We start from the raw sequence: 17,757 nt of genomic DNA, 5'->3' as shown, positions 1-17,757 counted from the left end.
GGTTTCAGCTCACAGGAACAGACAGCGACAGCGCGCCGGGGGCATCGGTGCGGGTGCCGGTGATGTCGATCACCATCTTGCCGTCATAGGTGGTATTAAAAGCGATGCCGGTCAGCTTGACGCGCGGCTCCCACGCCAAAATCGCGCTGTAGCAGGCGGCCATAATCTGCAGGCGCAGCGCGTCGTTCTGCGGCTGGTCGAGCAGCTCAGAGAGCAACGAGCCATAAGCCCGGCGCATCGGGCGCGAACCCTGCGGCGTGATCAGGATGTCCGCCACGGACTGGCGAATATGCTCGATGTCCGTCAGCGTGCGGCCGGTGCCTCGGTTCATGCCGATATATTTGGCGCTGTTCATGACAGCAGCAGCCCGATAAACAGGAACCAGCCCCAGCCGGACACTCCTTTAAGAGCCAGCATGACAGCACCCGATAAGGCAATCGCAGCACCCAATCGAGAAACAAGAGCGGCCAAAATTACTGATAGGGTTTTCATACAGGTGTCCTCATGAGGGTTCATCGGTTCTCCCGCCGCCGGTCTGGACGCCGCCGTGGGTGTGCGTATCAACAACGACGCCATTCGACGAGAACGAGCCGCCGCTATGCTCAATGTTCCCGCGCATCGCCCCGCCTTTTTGCACGTCCAGCGTGCCGGTGGTGAGCTTGTTGGTGCAGACCACCTCCGGCGCATCGAGCGTGATTTTGTCAGCCTTAACGATCACCACTTTGGTGCTGGCGGTGATGGACTCCGACGCCTGCACGTCAGCGGTTTTAATGCCGGACACGCTCAGCGCGCCGGTTTCCGGTTCATACTCGATGACCGCGCCATCCGGAAACGCGATATGCAGCGCATCCGCCGACGCAGACGGGGCCGGGAAGTCGTCAGAGAAAATGCCGCACAGTACAAACGCGGTATCGAGTTCGCCACCCAGCGCAAAGATCAGCACCTGCTCACCGACCGAGGGCGCCGACCAGCTGCGAGTACGCCCGGCGCGACAGGTTAGCCAGTTGAGCCAGTCGGTAAGATTGCCGCCGGTTTCGACGCGGCACAGGCCGTTATCAAGGTCAACGGTGCTCACAGTGCCGATGCGGATCAGGTTGCGCAGCAGGCGCAAAATGTCGTGTTGATTGTTCATGCTGGAAGGATGCCGCCCGGCGCGGGCGGCGACAACGCGATGAGGTTGGAAGATCGGAGGCACAACAGGGGGTTATTCTGTGAGGTGTTCTATCACGGCCGTTTCTATGATTTTGACGTCATCCGGGCCAAATCCCAGTAACGGACGGGCCTCATATTTTACCGCCTCGCTGTGCGGCGTCGGCCGATCGCGCAGGCCGTAATGGTGAACGTTTACCATGCGTTTCACACGCCCGACAAACTCAACCACGGCCGCATCGCTGTTGCCCTGGGCTTTCAGATAGCGGGCCGTGCGCAGCTTGGAGAACATCGCCCGATCGCGCAGGCGCTTTTTGCTGCGAAGCCGCGTTTTGCGCGGCGCGTAAGGTGTACCGTCCGGCGCCTGCTGGCGTTTGATGTGTTGCTGTTGACCGGCGCGCAGTCGCTTTGACACGGCAACGGCCAGCGACTTACGCGACTGCGGCGACAGCTTGGCAATCAGCCCGGCCAGCCGGGTGTCAAAGGGGTTAAGCTCGCTCATGCCATTCACTCACTAATTCGCCGTGAACAAAGAGCTGCATCGGCCGCGTCACGTCCTCCGGTAACGGCGGCTCCGGCAGGTGCTCAACATGCAACGCGCCATCGCCTTGCTCTTTCACCAAAACACGTTCGGTCAGCTGCAGCGACACGCTGAAATCGTAAGAGCCGTTGTTGTTAAAGTCGCTCGCAAAGGTGATCCCGGTGCGGCGCTTTTCCTCCGTTGCCATGATGTCCGGCTGGTTTTCCCGTAGCCATGCCTGAACCGGCACCATGATTAAATCCAGATCGCCGGTATAGTCCAAAAACAGCAGGTTCAGCGTATAGCGGTACTCATGGGACAGCGAGACGGCAAGCGTGGCGGCCACATTGCCGCGCTCTACCCGAACTTGCAGGTTTTCAGGGTTGCGCTGTAGCCACGGCAGGCAGCGTGTCAGCTCAGCGCGGAGCTGTTGCGGTTTTAACATCGTGTTGTTCCTGACAGTGTTTTATCGTTTCGACCTGCACCGCGCAGGCCGCCAAGGCGTTTTCAAGCTGGCGAATATCGGCGCTCAGATCGCCGTTAGTCGCCGGGCGGCTGGCCGGGATTTGGCACGGACTCACTTTCGGACAGCCAACGTAGATAATCCGCGACGCCGGTGAAGCCGGGGCGCTGGTGCAGCCGGGCAACGTCAGCAGGCAAAGCAGTGTTAAACCAATCGCGTAATTGCTGATTTTCATTGAGTAGCCTCTGTATTTTCTGCTCGCGCGTCAGTGCCAGCCGGTGCGCGGCGTTTAGGTCGCCCCTTAACTTTTCCTCTTCCTGCGCCAGCACACCTGCCGCCGCCTGCAGCGTGTCGATCGCCGCGCGGGTATCGGTCAGCGCCGCCGCAATCCGGCCGTTCTCCTGCCGGGCGCTTTCCAGCCGTTCCCCCAACGTGACAACCTGCCATTTCATCCAACCGGCGACGACCAGCGCCAGCACCAGAAACCAGCCGATCGCGCGGCTCATGGCGCGGCCCCGATCAGGCAGTGGGCCAGCTCCGCCGCCCGGCGCCGTTCCAGCCCCGGCGATTTGACGCCGTTGACGAACACCCAGCGCGGCAACTGCTGGCACGCGTTGCGCCAGTCCTGCCGCTTGATGAAACCGGCCAGCGTAGAGCCGCAAGCGGCCGTGACGCCGACGTTAAAGGCAAAGGACACCACCGCGTCATAAACCGGCGGCGGCATCGTGACAGGCATACAGCGGCCTATGCCGCGCTCCACGCGATACACGTCGGCGACGAGGTTAACGGCAGCTTGGCGCTCGCTGATAACCGCGCCGGGCTTTACCCCGGCCGTGTGGCCGATGCCGCTTGTCCAGACGCCCGCCTGACACTGGTAAGGGGATAAACGACAGCCCTCGAAATCGGCCAGCAGTCGCAACCCGGCCTCAGAGATCTGCAGTGCGCTGAATTGCGGCAGCAGCACCGCCAGCGCCAGCACGGCGGCCACGCTGCAGCGTTTAGCGATTGAGTTCATCGTAAACCCTCCGGCTAACGCCTAGCTTGTTCAACAGCTGGTAGCTTTTGCGGCGGTAGTACCAGTTAACGAGGAACGTCCCAACGCCAACGGCGGCGCCGACCATAAAGGCGATGTCCTGCGGACTGTATCGGCCAATCCAAGCGAGAAAGGCCGCTACGGTATAGGCCACCCACGACGTAATTTTCTCCATTGCTAATCCCATAAATTGACGGTTTCACGCTGCGGCGCGGCGGTCACGTCCGGCAGCTCTACCGGGTGGCCGTGGGGCAATATTGCCCCAGCAGCGGCCAGCCCTTCATTTAGCGAATAAACCTGCTCAACCACGCCCTGCGTGCGCCCGTAGTAGCGCCAGCAAATCGCGTCAACGGTGTCGCCCTGCAGAGCGTAGACTCTCATCAGAGCAGTCCGATGATGCAGTGGCTACGCTCGGCCACGTTACTGATCGCGTTGCGGGCGTTGCGCCACAACTCACCGATCGAGGCTTCAACCACATCAGCCTTGCGGCCGCCGGTGGCGGTGGTGTCGAAACTGCGGTATTGCTCCGAGAGCGTCGCCATGGTCATTGCGCTGACCGCGTTGCGGTATTCGCTCACCCGCACGCTTTCGCCGTCGAGCTGTTCGCCCGGCACATCCTCAAGCCGCTGATAGCCGTCGGCCATCTGGTCGCGGCGGAAAATGAACAATTCGGCGTTCACCTCCGCGATCGCGCTTTTAATTGCCAGCCGCAGGCGCGGGGCGGTGATTGTGCCTTCAATGCGCATCACGTCGCGCACGTCCGCCGGGTCAATGTCCGGCCAGAAAAAGACGTTTTTAACGATCGGCTCATCCTCCGGGCGCGGTGCTGGCGCGTCCGGGCGTGGCCGTTGGATCACAACGGTGCTCATATGACCTCAGAAAGTTAGGGGGCGGTGGACGACGGCGTTAACGAGGTGAAACCTGTCGCGGCCGTCGTGCCGCCCGGCGCGGGGCGCGTTCTGTCAGCGGCTGGCGACGGTGCGTATCGCCCGCTCCAGCCGTTCAATGTCCTTTTTCACGCCGCAGCCGTTATGCAACTGCAGCGCACGCTTAAGGTGGTTCAATGCCAGTTCAGCCCTGCCCGCCGCGCGCAAGACGTACCCGGTGATTTTGTGCAACTTGGCGCGCACTTGGTCGGGCATGTCTTCTGCGTCGGTGAGTTCCATCGTCTGCGTGAGGTGGTCAATGTTGACCGGCTCCCCGGCCTCAAAGGCGCGGGTGGCAGACTCGGCGACGTCTTCTGCGATGAGGTATGGCGTGGAGCGCGCGAAATTGCCCGGCGGCGCCAACTGGTAACGCAGCGCATAGCGGGCGATGTCCAGCGCGCCGGGAATGTCCCCGGCATCCAGACGCCAGATCATGACCGTCATCAGAATGGCGTCCTGCGCGCCGCGACCTTCGGCCAGCACACCGGCAACCCAGGGGGCATAGTCCGGCAGCAGTTGGCGCTTGAGTTCGGCCTTACGCTCTTGTGAGCGCACCTGTTTGAGCTTTCGCTTATCTTCATTGAGTTTAAGCATCATCCGTTCATAGCCGTTGGCGTGGCGCAGCGGGTCATTCTCCCGCTGCGCGGCCTCGACCGCTGACTGGCGCATAAGGTGACGGCGGGCAGGGCTGGTCATGGTTATTTACCGCCTTTCGCTTTGTCGTCTGCCGGTGCTTCCTCCGGGGCTTTCACCTCGGTATCAGCGGCAGGCTCCGCTGGTGCGGCGGCTACTTTGACCGCCTTAACAATGGCCTCGGCCAGCTCGGCGATTTCATCTTTTTTTGGTTCCGTCGGTAACAGCTTAATGTTCTCCACCAGACAGCCGCAGGCGTAATCCTCCACCACATAATCCTCATTGATGGATTCATAGTTTTCGATGCGGTCACGCTTCGAGTTTTCCACCATATGGCGTCGGTGCGTGTCCTCCTGCCAGTAGATCGACAGGTTATCCATGCGCGTAATCAGCAGCGCATCCGCCGGGAAGTACGGCACACGCACAGCAGGCAGGTTGCCGATGCGTTTCTGGCTGATAATCAGATCGGCGGCCATCGCTTCGGTGTTGGGCTGTTCCTGATTGACCAGCGGGAAATACTTGTCGGCCAGCAATTGACGACCGCAGATCACCACCAGTTCCGGGTCTTCCTGATACCACGGTGCAATCAGGGTGTTGGTGGCATCCATCACCAGCGCGTCGAGGTTGGCGTAATCGCCACCGGCGCCCACGCGGACTTTTTCAGACACCACGCTGCCGTCCTCCCCCACGACTTTATTCATCACGCGGCCCGGCGCATTCTCGCGGTACTTCTGCAACCAGCCCGGCCCGATGTCTTGCAACAGCGGGAATTTAACGCGGTTGGAGGTTTTGGCGCGGTGCGTACCGTTAAAGCCGATCATGATGCGGTCAAGCGCCTGACGTTCAACAATTGCATCGCGTAAACGGGTCTGGAAATCCTGATAACGGGCCCACAGGTCAAGGGTGTTGTAGCGGATGTGGAAATCGTAGTTCACCTGCTGGCAGAAATAGCCTTCTGCATCCAGCGAGGCAAAGTCGGCCGTTTCGCGTTCATCGCCGCCGGCGGTGTCGGTGGTGCTGGCGATGGAGCCGCTCACACCTAAACCGACTTTCTCTCCCTTCATTTCCTTAACCGGCACGATATTGATGCGGGTCAGGAACGTCGAGGAATCCTGTACGCGGGTCATGATGGTCTGCGTAACGGACGGCTCAACGCTGAATTTTTTATCCAGATCGCCGGTGGCGACGCCGTTCAGTTCGGCGAGGCGGGACAGAAAAGCATTAAATTTAAAACGAGTTTGCTTGCGCATTTTTCTTCCTGTTTTGTTCGGTTTTATCGGGTGTGACTGCCTTAGCAGTCGGTCAGCACGTCTTGCGCGCTGTTGCCGCCGGTGGCCTCCGGGCGGGCCTGCTGGCTGAAATCTTCCGAGGTGGAAAGCTGGGCTTGCAGCGCGCTGAACGCATCGCTGCCGGTTTTTACCTGTTGCTTGAGGTCGGCAACCTGCTCACTCAATACGGCTAACGTCTCGGTAAAGCGGGTGTCCGCGTCCTGTAACTGTTCGGCCACGGTCATCACGGCGCCTTCCATCTCACCAAAGCGCACATCGTCGGTGGCCTGCTTGCGGCTAAACATCGCTTTGATGCGGGCAGAGAATGAGGTTTCCGGGTCAGCGACCGGCTCAAAATCGAAACAGACTTCCAGCGGCGCGGAGAACTCGACGTTCTCGTGGCGGCGGCTGAACTCCAGCATGTCAGTGCCGAGGCTCGCCGGATCATCGGTGACGGCCAACCCGACCAGATAAGACTTGCCGGTTTTGGCGAAATCGCGGCGGATCTCCATCGAGGTGAAAACTTTTTGGCCCGCGCCGACCATCGACACCAGATCGGCGGTCGGGGCCAGACTGGCGTACAGCGCCCACTTGCCGTGCAACAGCGGTTCGTCCGGCTCGTCGATTTTTTCGGCCTTCAGCTCAACCACGCCGCCGTAACGACGAAAATAGCCATCCGGCAAAATCCCCTTGATGTGCTCCATGTTGATACGGGCGCCGTACACCTTCGTGCTGTAGGTCGCGGCCATCTGCTGAATATCCGCAGCGCCGATCTCGCGGCCGTCAACGGTGTCGCCTTCAACGCCGATGCGGAAAAACTTAGTAACTTTCTTTGCCATGTAAACGGCTCCGGTTGTGGTGATTGGGTTCGGGGCTAGTTTCGGGGGAATGGCGCCGCGTCTCAACGCGTTGCGGTTGGAAGATCTGAGGCACAACAAGGGCTTAATGCGAGTCGCCCGGCGCTTTCGTAGCCTTGGCGGCATGAATACGACACCGGCAACAACCATCATCAGCGATCCGCGCCGCCAAGCTGCCTTGCTCTACTGGCAGGGCTTTTCTGTGCGCCAAATTGCGGAAACGCTGAACCTCAAGGGGCCGACCGTGCAGAGCTGGAAACTGCGCGATAAATGGGACGACATCGCGCCCATTTCCCGCGTGGAACAAAGCATGGAAGCGCGGTTGATTCAGCTCATCATGAAAGACGTCAAGGAGGGGAAAGACTTCAAAGAAATCGACCTGTTGGGCCGCCAGATTGAACGGCTGGCGCGGGTTAATCGCTATTCGGCGACCGGTAACGAGGCGGACTTAAACCCGAACGTCGCCAACCGCAACAAAGGCGAGCGCAAGCCCGCCGAGCGCAACGTGTTCAGCGAGGCCGCCGTGGAGAAGCTGCAAAGCATCTTCACAGAAACCACCTTCGAATATCAGATGGGGTGGTATCGCGCCGGGCTGCAACACCGTATCCGCAACATCCTGAAATCGCGCCAGATCGGCGCCACGTTCTTCTTTGCCCGCGAGGCGTTGCTCGATGCGCTGACCACCGGCCGCAATCAGATTTTCCTGTCGGCCAGTAAGGCGCAGGCGCATGTGTTCCGCAATTACATCATTGATTTTGCCCGGCTGGTCGAGGTTGACCTGAAAGGCGATCCGATGGTGCTGCCGAACGGCGCCCGCCTGATGTTCCTCGGCACCAACGTGCGCACCGCGCAGAGCTACACCGGCAATCTGTATCTTGATGAGTATTTCTGGATCCCGAAATTCCAGGAGCTGCGCAAAGTCGCCAGCGGGATGTCGCTGCACAAGCGGTGGCGCACTACCTACTTTTCCACGCCGTCGAGTCTGGCGCACTCCGCTTATCCGTTCTGGTCGGGGGAACTGTTCAACAAAGGCCGCCGCAGTAAAGCCGATCACGTTCAACTCGACCTCAGCCACAGCCACCTGTCAAAAGGCGTGCTGTGCGGTGATGGGCAATGGCGCCAGATTGTCACGGTTGAGGATGCGCTGACCGGCGGCTGTAACCTGTTCGACCTCGATCAGCTGTCGCTCGAATACAGCCCGGCAGAGTATCAGAACCTGCTGATGTGTGAGTTTGTGGACGATACCGCGTCGGTATTCCCGTTCGCCGAGCTGCAAGGCTGCATGGTCGATACGCTGGAAGAGTGGGAGGACTTCAACCCATACGCCGTGCGGCCGTTCGGTTATCGCCCGGTGTGGATCGGTTACGACCCATCGGAAGCCAACGGCGGCGACAGCGCCGGGTGCGCGGTGATCGCGCCGCCAATGGTGGCCGGGGGCAAGTTCCGCGTGCTGGAGCGCCACCAGTGGCAGGGCATGAACTTTGCCGCTCAGGCCCAGAAGATAAAAGACCTTACCGAAAAATACTGCGTGGAGTACATCGGTATCGATGCGACCACCGTCGGCCAAGGTGTTTTCCAGTTGGTGCGCGAGTTCTTCCCGGCCGCGCGGGAAATCAAATACACCCCGGAAATCAAAACCGCCATGGTGCTGAAGGCAAAAGACACCATCGGGCGCGGCTGTCTGGAATACGACACCAGCCACACCGACATCACCGCCGCCTTTATGGCGATCCGCAAAACCATGACCGCCAGCGGCGCGCGCTCAACCTACACCGCCAGCCGCAGCGAAGAAGCCAGCCACGCCGATGTCGCGTGGGCAATCATGCACGCCCTCTTAAACGAACCGCTGACCGCAGGCAGCGGCCACAGCAGCCCGAATATTTTGGAGTTTTACTGATGAGCAAACGCAAAGGCCGCAAGGCATTTACCACACCGGCGCCAGCCCCAACAGCAGAGCAGAAGCAGGATTTTGAGGCTTTTACCTTTGGCGAGCCGTCCGCGGTGCTGGATAAGCGGGAAATTCTGGATTACATCGAATGCACGACAAATGGCAAGTGGTACGAGCCGCCGATCTCATTCGACGGGCTGGCGCGCAGCGTGCGCGCCGCCGTGCATCACAGCTCGCCGATGTACGTTAAGCGCAATATTTTAGCGTCAACGTTTATCCCGCACCGGCTGTTAAGTCAGCAGGAGTTTAGCCGCTATGCGCTGGATTATCTGGTGTTCGGCAACGCCTATTTAGAAGAGCGCCAAAACCGGCTCGGCGCGCCGCTGCAGCTGAAATCCTCCCCGGCCAAGTACACACGGCGCGGGGTGGAGCGCGGGGCTTACTGGTTTGTGCAGGACTGGAAAGAGGCGCACCGCTTCAAGACCGACAGCGTTTTCCACCTGATTGAGCCGGACATCAATCAGGAACTGTACGGCCTGCCGGAGTACCTCAGCGCGCTTAACTCCGCCTGGCTGAATGAGGCGGCGACGCTGTTCCGCCGTAAGTATTACCAGAACGGGGCGCACGCCGGTTACATCCTGTATGTTACCGACGCGTCGCAGAGTACCAGCGACGTTGACAGAATGCGCAAAGCCATGGCCGACACTAAGGGCTTGGGGAACTTCCGCAATCTGTTCATGTACGCCCCGAATGGCAAACCGGACGGTATTAAAATTTTGCCGCTGTCCGAGGTCGCTACCAAGGACGACTTTTTCAACATCAAGAATGCCAGCCGCGACGATTTGCTAAGTGCTCACCGTGTACCGCCGCAGATGATGGGAATTATCCCGAACAATACCGGCGGCTTCGGGGACGTGAAAAAAGCCGCTCAGGTGTTTGTACGCAACGAGCTAACACCGCTGCAAGAGCGCATGAAGGAGGTGAACGACTGGATCGGGGAAGAGGTGATTAGATTCGCGCCGTATGAGTTGCCGACCGAATAAGCAGAAAGCCGCCAGTGATTGGCGGCTTTTTTGTTGGCGCTGGATCAGGAATGCTTTTCGATAACCAGATCAACACCTTCATTCAGCAGTTCATTAATCGACTGCCCGGTGGCCTGTGCGGCAATGGCTAACGCCTGATGGCGTTCCGGCGACAGGCGGGTGGTTACTTTGCCGCTGTACGACTTGTAAGGCTCGATGCCGTCTTTATGGCATTCATCGAGAAAGACCGCGAGTGAGATCGCGCCTTCTTTCTTCAGCTCGTCCACGCTGTAGGCGTAGAAGTCGGCGCCGCCATTCAGCCCGACAAACTCTCCCCGGAACATTTCAATTTCAGGGTCGAAGTTGATGACGGCCGTATGGCCGTCAATTTTCAGTGTGTTATTCATCATGGTTTTATTCCTAAGCTATCCAACCAGATCCGAATGGAGTTAACCGCCCCCTTGTCAGTGGTAGGTCTGGGGTGTGGCCGGTGAAAGACTCTTTTTTCACCTTTCAACAGCACCGCGATCCTAGAACCTTCCCTTTCGTGAATCTCCGCCCCTAATGCGGTAAAAAGCGCCTCAATATCAGACCACTTTATAGAACCGTTGACAGGCCGGGCAAACACATCTGACAGCGTTTTTTGGTGTCGTTTGTTCATGGGGTTTATAGTATCACTTTATGACACCATTGCAAGAATATTATGGTGTCATTTTTTGGTGTCACTAAATGGCGATGTTATGCAGTGCGCTGTAAGCGCCTGAGAGCGCCATCATGGCGCCACAACATCAAACCCCATTCTCATACAAGTATTGCGATAAATCGCCGTGACGGGACGCTGGCGGCTCTTTTGGTAGGGGTTCAACACGGCTTGCGCGCAATGCTATCCCCGCCTCGCCTGCCCGCTTTATGTAGTGGTTTTCATGCGCCTGCATGACTTAAGCAAAAGCCCGCCATTCTTGGCGGGTCTTAGCTAAAACGATCCTCAAACGATCATGCGGATTCATGCAGCATAGTCATGCATGCTCTAGAAACACTTTATCGCTTTTCTTTGTACCTCGTTTTCTACATACCATGTCGGGTGCAGTTCAATTAAAAGGATTACCTGCTTTCATACACGCAATGCTTTCCCCGCCACGCCTGCCCGCTTATAGGTCGGTTTTCATGCAGTTGCATCATTCCTGTAAAATCAAGCCTGGCAGGTAGAGGAAAGGTGTCTAGCATGACCAAAAGTTCATGCAGATAAATGCACCTTACAAATGCATTTTTTAATCAACATTAAAAACGTGACATACATCAAAGATACTGCACATCTATCGTAAGATACGGATACTGCTAGTCTGAAAATAAGGTGGGTTATGTACCAAGAGTCATATTGCTAAGTATTATTCATTGTTTTCATTGACAATCTAAATTTTATTTGGCATTTTGTCGGAAAGATTTAATTAATTAAATCATGGACATGTAATGATAAACATCAATGCGGAAATAGATGAATCCATCACTGATTTTGATGATGATGACCAACGGGAGGCTTATCTAGGTTATTTTAGAAATAATTTCCCTTTTTTACTTTGCCCCACACTTTATAGAAGAAGTGTGGATCTACCTGCTTTAAATTGGATTAAAGTTAAATATTCTGACCATGCGACTCATGTATTTCCGAATCAACAGGGCGTGTACATATTCATGGTGGCTTTTGAAAATGCCAATTTGCCAACAAATTCCTATGTGATGTACGTCGGTAAAGCTGGTGATACCGATTCAAACAATACAATTTTAAAAAGATTTAAGGATTATGTTAATCCATCAGGATTCAGAGACAGACCCAGAATTAAGAAACTCATCCAACACTTTAGCGATCATTTATATTATTTTTATGCAACAATTCCAGCAGGGCAATCTACTGCTGATGTTGAATCTACATTAGCTGATATTTTCGTCCCACCTTGCTGTCAAAGAGACTTTTCCGCCAATGTGCGTAGTTTATTAAGAGGAGTTAGAATCATATGAGTCAGCGCTTAGTTCTGCCTTGTTTAAGAGGCTATATGGGGAGCTGGACTACATATAGTTGCATGATGAGGCTTTCAGATGCATCAGAGTTGATTGGTTTTGCGGAAGAGCTTCATCAAATTGAAAAGTTATCCGATAAAATCCAACGTGAACTGAATACTGATCGAGCTGAAGAAATATCACGTTATTTAGTTGAAAATGATGATCGTTTTTTTAACTCATTAGTGGTTGCAGTTTATGATGGTGACCCAAATTGGCATGAGATTGGAGGTATCACACCTAATAATGAAGAAGCTGCATTGCTTGATTTTCCAGAATATACGGGAAATTGCTTAGGCTTCTTATCTATAACTAGGGAAGAGAAGTTTTTTGCTCTCGATGGCCAACATCGATTAGCTGGCATCAAAGCAGCCTTGGAAGTTAACACTGAGTTAGCAAACGATCTTGTTAGCGTTATAATTGTTGCTCATGCTAATACCCCTCAGGGGAAGATTAGGTCCAGAAGGCTATTTACTACTTTGAATAAAAAAGCCAAGTTAGTTAGCAAGGATACCATTATAGCGTTAGATGAAGATGATATAGCTGCATGCATAACAAGAAGGCTTATTGAATCAGACGAGTTTATGTTTTTCAATGAAGATAACATCTCATTTAACTCAGGCCCAGTTCGTGATCAGACCAGTATAACATCTATTGTTAATATATATGACAACATTCAAAAACTGGTCTCATATAAATTAGGGGTGAAAATAAGCGATCTAGATAAATATCGATATAGAGATAGCACAGATTTATTTAATTTTATTTCTGATTTTTATGAATACACATTCAAAGGATGTCCTGAACTGATTGAAGTAGTTAAGGGTAACAGGAACTCTGGTTTTTATAGAAACGCGGAAACTGGAGGGCACATTCTCTTCAGACCAATTGGCTGGGATATATATACCGATGTGGTTTTGTATGCAATGGTTAACCTTAACTTTGATCTTAAAAGTGCAATAAAAAAAATCACTGACCATAACCTAAATATGTCAGGCCCTATACTATCGAATAAAGTGTGGTCGATAAAACAAAAGAAAATATTAAAGACAAGTGCTAAAAACATAAAATTGATAAGAAAGAATTTGTTAGCCTAACTTAAATTAATAAACAACCACCATATTGTGGTTGTTTATTAAAATGATTTCACTCCATACGTCTAATATCTAAATTTTCCTACTAAATTTATCACATGGGCTTCATTATATTAATCGTTGCAAAGTATTATCTAGCCGATTTATTCTCAATCATGTGGACATAGTGCAACTCAAGAGTAGACTTGAAAATATAAATACTATTACTACATCTTCCTCTTGGGTGTAACCCTCACACAAAAATCATGATTTAAATATGAGATTGTATTTTGTATATTCTTTCAAGCCTATCGCCAGCTTCCGTCTTCCCAAACTTCTTGAAGAATGCTATCCAACGCTTCTCGGTCTGAATCTTCATCGATCCCCGCTAACTCAACACCAGTGATGGAGCCTTTTTTCACGCTAACGCACACATACGGAAAGACTGACTTTATCCGCCGGGTTAGTTCGCATTGAAAAGCGTCAATTACTGGTTGACCTATTTTTTGGTCTTTATCTAACGTGATGTTAACTTTCACTTTGCTTTCCCTTGCAAAAGGTTCATCTACAGATGGCGCGGAAAAAACAACGGAAAAATTATTGTTTTTCATTAGGTTGCCTTTTGCTATTTCCGCAATCAAATTTAAGGCAATTTCTCGGTCTCGCTCCTGACAAGTCCCCTCAGTCGTAAGACGCGCAATCATTTCGACACGCTCGATCATGACGTGTTCTCTTAACTCTCTATCCACACAACCTCCACAACGAGATACTGTACAAACATACAGTAGCACGTATTGATAAATGGTGTGAAGAAAAAAATCACAAAGGAATACACTGTATGTACATGATATGGATAAACATTACTGATTATGATTTGGTTGATATTACTGCTAATGCCGCGACACGACTGAGAATTCCCCTAGCCTTGGTCTGATATGGTGGTTCTGCCGCAAAGACTTCTCCCTTGGCCGTTCCACGCAGCCATTTATCGTTAAAACAACTTTTACCACCTGCCATCAGGTGCAGAGCTTCTCCCCTGCTAATGGTTGTGCCGGTTGTCAGATGTATATCGTCGATAGTTTTCGCTATGGCCGCACTTTGCTCATCCCTGCCGTGGATAAATTTTCGCCGTATGACTGGCTTTTGCTTCCTTAGCCTGTTAGTTAGAGCTCGCCTTTCATGCCGACTCAAGGGTTTTGATAAATCGAGCACCGGCGGATCACTTTCGTTTCCCGTACAGTTATTGACAGAACTCCGAGAGGGCGCAGGAGCGCCCTTAACGTCAACGGCCAAATCAACGGCGCGCTTCGGCACAATTTTCCACTGCGTTAGCCTGGTTAAAATCGGGGTGCCAGAACCTACAGAGGAATCGTACACACCACGGATGCAGACGGTTTCCTCACCATACTGGTTAAACTCGGCGCGCGGTTCATACAGCGTGCGCACCTGCAAATCATCACGACGGACAAACGGACCACCCTGCGCATTGACATACCCAGCCCAATCACCGGCATCAGCAGCGTCATGAACGGCGGCAAACTCAATACTCAAGCCGTGCGCAGTTTCGGTATCAGCGAGACGACGCAACTCACGGTAGACCGTCACAGGCGCACCGCCGATAAACTGAAATTGTCGAATGTGCCAGCGCGCCGCCCATGCTGAAACAGCGGGGGCTGTCTCTTTTAGGAGCTCACCACTTTCGTCATCGGTTTCACCATCGAGAGCATAGCCGTCGATATTTTTGGAAATGTATTTAGCGACATAGCCGGTAGCGCTACCCTTTTCCGGGTCAATGGCCTCGGCATGAAAACGTGCCTTTTTGGCCTTATCACTTCTCAGTTCGTGACGGTCTTCCTCCCACGCATAATCGCGAATGATGAGGCGCACGCGCTCGACATCTTCCGGCAACATGAATATAAGCATGTGCCAGTGAGGCGTTCCGTCATGATGAGGCTCGGCAACACGGATGCCGAAAATACGGATTTCTTCCCGGTGTAGCTTGGCTCGTATGCGTGCCCAAAGACCGGTTAGATAGCTCTGCGTGTCCGACGGGCTGGCACCGTTCCATTTGCTGTTACGGTAGCCCGCTTTGGTGGTGGCGTGATATTTAGACGGTGCGGTTAAAGTGTAAAACTCACCGACATAACCGAGCTCATTGCAGATATTTTCAAACCCACGGATGCGGGTCATCAGCTCACAGCGACGTATTGCAGGGTTAGCAACCGAACCATCGTATTTTTCAATAAGACTGATGCGGTTGCCGTCTTCGTCTTCGAGCTCCAGTCCTTTAAGAAATTCTCGTGTGCGGCGTTTCTGCTCGCGCCAGTCAGTCACGCAGTTTTTACTCGCGTAGGCGTGCTTTCTCTTACTGACGTTGCCAACAGCAATTTGTAGATGTTCGCGCCATGCAGACGCAATGCGACGTAAACGACCACGCCACCAAACCTCATTAAACATGCGCATTACTGCCGGTGCGATTTCATCCTCGCCAAAATATTTTTTAGTCACACGCTCCCATTTCGGCGGTGTAACGTTGAATTGCAGGGAAATAAAGCCGGCGCGCATGTACCAGGTGTACAGCGTTTTTAGTTCGCTAAATCCGGTGTCATCAATATCAGCCAGTTCAGCACGAATGAAATTAGCGATATCAGCGGCCAGCAGGTCAATATCGGCGCGCGACATATCCGGGAGGCGGTTAAATCTGGCGACCATATTGACCATGCGTGACGCCAGATATTGCATAAGCTGGGTATCAAAATGACCATCGAAAACAGCGGCTGATACATTGCTGTTAATACCCGCGCACTCGTATTTTTTTGCGACCAGTTCAAGACGCGGCAATGCCTTTTTGCAGAAGCTGATTAAAAAAGCATTGGCTCGTTGACTGCCCTGATTTTGCTCCAGCACCGCAGCGGTTCGATAAACATCAAAACGCACGCACTCAGGCTGGAGAGAAAGCACCTTTCTCGCATGCAGCAAAGCCGCGAACATACGGTCGCGGCGATACTGTTGGTCATAAGTAAGATATGGGCTGGTTACTGCCGACCGTGGAGCGTTCCACGGATAGGCATAAGAAATTGAGCTCATTCGCACAGGCCGTAGCGCGAGGAGCAAGTGACTGTATCAAGACTGGCTTTAACGAGGTCATAGACCTTTCCGCCGCGACCAGTTTTTGCCCACTCCACAACATCAAGCGCTGATGGAGCCCCCATGTTTCCACGAGGCCCATAGAATCCTGACCATTCAATATTCTGGATGTCAGGCTCCAACCCATATAATTTTACTTCCTGACCTAGATTTATCGGGTATCTTCTGCGCTGTACAATCTCCTCACCAGTGAACTCACCCTCATAACAATGGATAACATCACGACTCCCAAGATGCATACGCATCCATGACTGGCTTTCTGTGCCGATACTCATCCAGTGAACCCAGCGAGATGCCAGACGTACTTTCTTCTCCCACGCGTGATGTTTTTCGATATGCTCCGGCCAGCGTGCCGCCGTCTCTGAAATTTCCTCTTTATTGCAAAGCACACAGTTCATGCAACCTACGCGAGAAGCACCCTGCAAATAAAGTGGATTTGGCTTGATACCCAGATAATGATGCAGGGCAAAAACATCCGCCGCCGTCCATTGATGAATGGGCAGGAAGTTATAGAGAAACCCCTCATCGCGCATATCAGCTGCGAAGCGGTCATAACCAGCACGTTTGGATGACTCATCACCGCGAACACCTGACCACTGAACCACAACATCGCCCTCATCCAGCATAGGGCGAATGGCCGCATCGTAGGCAATCTGTATTTTGAGCTCATCGGTACAAAAACGGTCGCGTAGCATCGGGAATTTGCCGTGGAGCAGAGCCGCATCGAGAAAACTATTTCCACTTGGATACATCACTGACAGGGCCGCATCTAATGCGGTTTCAAAGTCGATACCCCAGCGCTTAGCTGTCTTCTGCCAAGCTCGGCCAAATGCGGTATCTGCACGGGCCAGTGATGGCATGATGACGCCCCGGTAAGCCCCCATCCGGATTGCCTGTTTCTTCGACCAGTTCTTTTTCATATAGGCGCGTCGGCGGGCAAAATCTGCCTCGCTGTAGTTACGCTTCACAACCTGAACCGGGTGACATCCAATCTGTTCATGGATAGTCCTGGCGAAATCGATCGTTAATTCATGCTCATTATCAGTATCGGCCATCACGGCCTGTACGCGACGACCAAACAGAGCATTCGCTACGGCCAGTGTTGCAGTACTATCTTTACCTGCTGAATAATTCACTACAATTCTGTGGTCTTCTGGTATACGAAAAACATCCAGATAATTGCGATAAGCAGTTTCTATTTCCCTGACTTTTGCCGAAATATCAGAGACTGCAATGACCTGCGTTGCCATGCTCATTTATACCCCCCGATAATGTTTTGATTTCAGCTCCGTGACCTCCTGACAGGTCACGCACAAAGCCACGCCCGGAATCGCAATGCGGCGAGCTTCCGGGATTGGTGCGTCGCATTCTTCGCAGAGGAAACGAGAAGGCGCAGCGATACGGCTGCGCGCGTTGCTGATGTGGCGTTCGCGGTCTTCCTGCTCGCGCAGTTGTGCTAAATCCATTGCGTCGGCCATTAGTGCAGCTCCTGTGATTCGTTCTCAAAGCGGGTTGCTTCACGGCGCAGCAGTTCGGCAGCTTCGGTGCCGCTCATACCCTCTTTGGTGATATGGATAGCCAGCGCCTCAAGGCGGATGGAAACAGCGAGCGCGCGGTCTTTACGCTCTTCTTTTTTTGCATCGGTCAGCAATACGGCCAGCGCATCACTATCAGTGTTAAAACTACGGATTTCGGTATTACGCATAATTAACTCTCCTGATTTCGG

General features: G+C 53.6%; 25 protein-coding genes. 4 read left to right on the top strand and 21 right to left on the bottom strand.

Going from position 1 to position 17,757, the window contains the following annotated elements; all coding sequences use genetic code 11:
• Positions 1 to 4: 4 nt before the first annotated feature.
• The 14 genes from HWW83_RS10075 to HWW83_RS10015 form a co-directional block, all read right to left on the bottom strand.
• A complete protein-coding gene (locus HWW83_RS10075; RefSeq protein ID WP_033639346.1) occupies positions 5 to 355 on the bottom strand; it encodes a GPW/gp25 family protein in 351 nt (116 codons plus the stop codon).
• Positions 352 to 492: a hypothetical protein gene (locus HWW83_RS10070; protein WP_176589263.1), complete on the bottom strand. Its 141-nt coding sequence runs from the start codon at positions 490 to 492 to the stop codon at positions 352 to 354. The genes HWW83_RS10075 and HWW83_RS10070 overlap by 4 nt, the downstream gene beginning before the upstream one ends.
• 10 nt (positions 493 to 502) lie before the next feature.
• Positions 503 to 1,132, bottom strand: coding sequence for a phage baseplate assembly protein V (locus HWW83_RS10065; RefSeq protein WP_160125291.1), 630 nt, complete (start codon positions 1,130 to 1,132; stop codon positions 503 to 505).
• Between the two features lie 72 nt (positions 1,133 to 1,204).
• Positions 1,205 to 1,651: a phage virion morphogenesis protein gene (locus tag HWW83_RS10060; RefSeq protein WP_015379113.1), complete on the bottom strand. Its 447-nt coding sequence runs from the start codon at positions 1,649 to 1,651 to the stop codon at positions 1,205 to 1,207.
• Positions 1,638 to 2,114 carry a phage tail protein gene (locus tag HWW83_RS10055; RefSeq protein ID WP_060457485.1) on the bottom strand — a complete coding sequence of 159 codons (477 nt, stop codon included), beginning with the start codon at positions 2,112 to 2,114 and terminating at the stop codon, positions 1,638 to 1,640. Before HWW83_RS10055 ends, HWW83_RS10060 begins: the two co-directional genes overlap by 14 nt.
• Positions 2,086 to 2,316, bottom strand: coding sequence for an Rz1-like lysis system protein LysC (gene lysC / locus HWW83_RS25605; protein WP_255326656.1), 231 nt, complete (start codon positions 2,314 to 2,316; stop codon positions 2,086 to 2,088). Before lysC ends, HWW83_RS10055 begins: the two co-directional genes overlap by 29 nt.
• Positions 2,210 to 2,638: an Rz-like lysis system protein LysB gene (gene lysB, locus HWW83_RS25715; RefSeq protein ID WP_176589262.1), complete on the bottom strand. Its 429-nt coding sequence runs from the start codon at positions 2,636 to 2,638 to the stop codon at positions 2,210 to 2,212. The genes lysC and lysB overlap by 107 nt, the downstream gene beginning before the upstream one ends.
• A complete protein-coding gene (locus HWW83_RS10045) occupies positions 2,635 to 3,147 on the bottom strand; it encodes a lysozyme (protein ID WP_015379116.1) in 513 nt (170 codons plus the stop codon). Before HWW83_RS10045 ends, lysB begins: the two co-directional genes overlap by 4 nt.
• The gene (locus HWW83_RS10040) at positions 3,131 to 3,340 is read right to left on the bottom strand and encodes an HP1 family phage holin (protein ID WP_015379117.1); all 210 of its coding nucleotides are present in this window, start codon (positions 3,338 to 3,340) and stop codon (positions 3,131 to 3,133) included. Before HWW83_RS10040 ends, HWW83_RS10045 begins: the two co-directional genes overlap by 17 nt.
• Positions 3,341 to 3,342: 2 nt before the next feature.
• Positions 3,343 to 3,546, bottom strand: coding sequence for a tail protein X (locus HWW83_RS10035; protein ID WP_015379118.1), 204 nt, complete (start codon positions 3,544 to 3,546; stop codon positions 3,343 to 3,345).
• A complete protein-coding gene (locus HWW83_RS10030) occupies positions 3,546 to 4,034 on the bottom strand; it encodes a head completion/stabilization protein (RefSeq protein ID WP_015379119.1) in 489 nt (162 codons plus the stop codon). Before HWW83_RS10030 ends, HWW83_RS10035 begins: the two co-directional genes overlap by 1 nt.
• A gap of 93 nt (positions 4,035 to 4,127) precedes the next feature.
• Complete coding sequence (locus HWW83_RS10025) at positions 4,128 to 4,787, bottom strand: phage terminase small subunit (protein WP_015379120.1); 660 nt, start codon at positions 4,785 to 4,787, stop codon at positions 4,128 to 4,130.
• A gap of 2 nt (positions 4,788 to 4,789) precedes the next feature.
• Positions 4,790 to 5,974, bottom strand: a complete 1,185-nt coding sequence (locus HWW83_RS10020; protein ID WP_176589261.1) for a phage major capsid protein, P2 family — start codon at positions 5,972 to 5,974, stop codon at positions 4,790 to 4,792.
• A 41-nt stretch (positions 5,975 to 6,015) separates the two neighbouring features.
• On the bottom strand, positions 6,016 to 6,831 hold the full coding sequence (locus HWW83_RS10015) for a GPO family capsid scaffolding protein (protein ID WP_176589260.1): 816 nt from the start codon (positions 6,829 to 6,831) through the stop codon (positions 6,016 to 6,018).
• Positions 6,832 to 6,973: 142 nt separating this feature from the next.
• Here HWW83_RS10015 and HWW83_RS10010 point away from each other — a divergent pair, with 142 nt between their 5' ends.
• Together HWW83_RS10010 and HWW83_RS10005 are read left to right on the top strand one after the other, a co-directional pair.
• The gene (locus HWW83_RS10010; protein WP_033632041.1) at positions 6,974 to 8,746 is read left to right on the top strand and encodes a terminase ATPase subunit family protein; all 1,773 of its coding nucleotides are present in this window, start codon (positions 6,974 to 6,976) and stop codon (positions 8,744 to 8,746) included.
• Positions 8,746 to 9,780, top strand: a complete 1,035-nt coding sequence (locus tag HWW83_RS10005) for a phage portal protein (RefSeq protein ID WP_176589259.1) — start codon at positions 8,746 to 8,748, stop codon at positions 9,778 to 9,780. Before HWW83_RS10010 ends, HWW83_RS10005 begins: the two co-directional genes overlap by 1 nt.
• A gap of 44 nt (positions 9,781 to 9,824) precedes the next feature.
• Here HWW83_RS10005 and HWW83_RS10000 read toward each other — a convergent pair whose 3' ends face one another.
• Both HWW83_RS10000 and HWW83_RS09995 read right to left on the bottom strand, forming a co-directional pair.
• On the bottom strand, positions 9,825 to 10,169 hold the full coding sequence (locus HWW83_RS10000; RefSeq protein ID WP_223294898.1) for a type II toxin-antitoxin system HicB family antitoxin: 345 nt from the start codon (positions 10,167 to 10,169) through the stop codon (positions 9,825 to 9,827).
• Complete coding sequence (locus tag HWW83_RS09995) at positions 10,166 to 10,420, bottom strand: type II toxin-antitoxin system HicA family toxin (RefSeq protein ID WP_071605322.1); 255 nt, start codon at positions 10,418 to 10,420, stop codon at positions 10,166 to 10,168. Before HWW83_RS09995 ends, HWW83_RS10000 begins: the two co-directional genes overlap by 4 nt.
• 806 nt (positions 10,421 to 11,226) lie before the next feature.
• Between HWW83_RS09995 and HWW83_RS09990 the strand changes: the two genes are divergently transcribed.
• The gene (locus tag HWW83_RS09990) at positions 11,227 to 11,772 is read left to right on the top strand and encodes a hypothetical protein (protein ID WP_176589258.1); all 546 of its coding nucleotides are present in this window, start codon (positions 11,227 to 11,229) and stop codon (positions 11,770 to 11,772) included.
• Positions 11,769 to 12,908, top strand: a complete 1,140-nt coding sequence (locus HWW83_RS09985; protein ID WP_176589257.1) for a DNA sulfur modification protein DndB — start codon at positions 11,769 to 11,771, stop codon at positions 12,906 to 12,908. The genes HWW83_RS09990 and HWW83_RS09985 overlap by 4 nt, the downstream gene beginning before the upstream one ends.
• A gap of 284 nt (positions 12,909 to 13,192) precedes the next feature.
• Here HWW83_RS09985 and HWW83_RS09980 read toward each other — a convergent pair whose 3' ends face one another.
• The 5 genes from HWW83_RS09980 to HWW83_RS09960 form a co-directional block, all read right to left on the bottom strand.
• Positions 13,193 to 13,633: a DinI-like family protein gene (locus tag HWW83_RS09980; protein ID WP_176589256.1), complete on the bottom strand. Its 441-nt coding sequence runs from the start codon at positions 13,631 to 13,633 to the stop codon at positions 13,193 to 13,195.
• A 118-nt stretch (positions 13,634 to 13,751) separates the two neighbouring features.
• Positions 13,752 to 15,971 (bottom strand): replication endonuclease, encoded by a 2,220-nt coding sequence (locus HWW83_RS09975; protein ID WP_176589255.1) that lies wholly within the window; start codon positions 15,969 to 15,971, stop codon positions 13,752 to 13,754.
• Positions 15,968 to 17,287 carry a phosphoadenosine phosphosulfate reductase family protein gene (locus HWW83_RS09970; RefSeq protein ID WP_176589254.1) on the bottom strand — a complete coding sequence of 440 codons (1,320 nt, stop codon included), beginning with the start codon at positions 17,285 to 17,287 and terminating at the stop codon, positions 15,968 to 15,970. The genes HWW83_RS09975 and HWW83_RS09970 overlap by 4 nt, the downstream gene beginning before the upstream one ends.
• Positions 17,288 to 17,509, bottom strand: a complete 222-nt coding sequence (locus tag HWW83_RS09965; protein ID WP_134051698.1) for a TraR/DksA family transcriptional regulator — start codon at positions 17,507 to 17,509, stop codon at positions 17,288 to 17,290.
• Complete coding sequence (locus HWW83_RS09960) at positions 17,509 to 17,736, bottom strand: DUF2732 domain-containing protein (RefSeq protein ID WP_001246237.1); 228 nt, start codon at positions 17,734 to 17,736, stop codon at positions 17,509 to 17,511. The genes HWW83_RS09965 and HWW83_RS09960 overlap by 1 nt, the downstream gene beginning before the upstream one ends.
• Positions 17,737 to 17,757 lie beyond the last annotated feature (21 nt).

Source organism: Serratia ureilytica, assembly GCF_013375155.1.
In the GTDB taxonomy this organism is placed as follows: domain Bacteria; phylum Pseudomonadota; class Gammaproteobacteria; order Enterobacterales; family Enterobacteriaceae; genus Serratia; species Serratia ureilytica.
The sequence above is the reverse complement of the archived record's forward strand: the minus strand, read 5'-3'. Positions and strand labels throughout refer to the sequence as shown.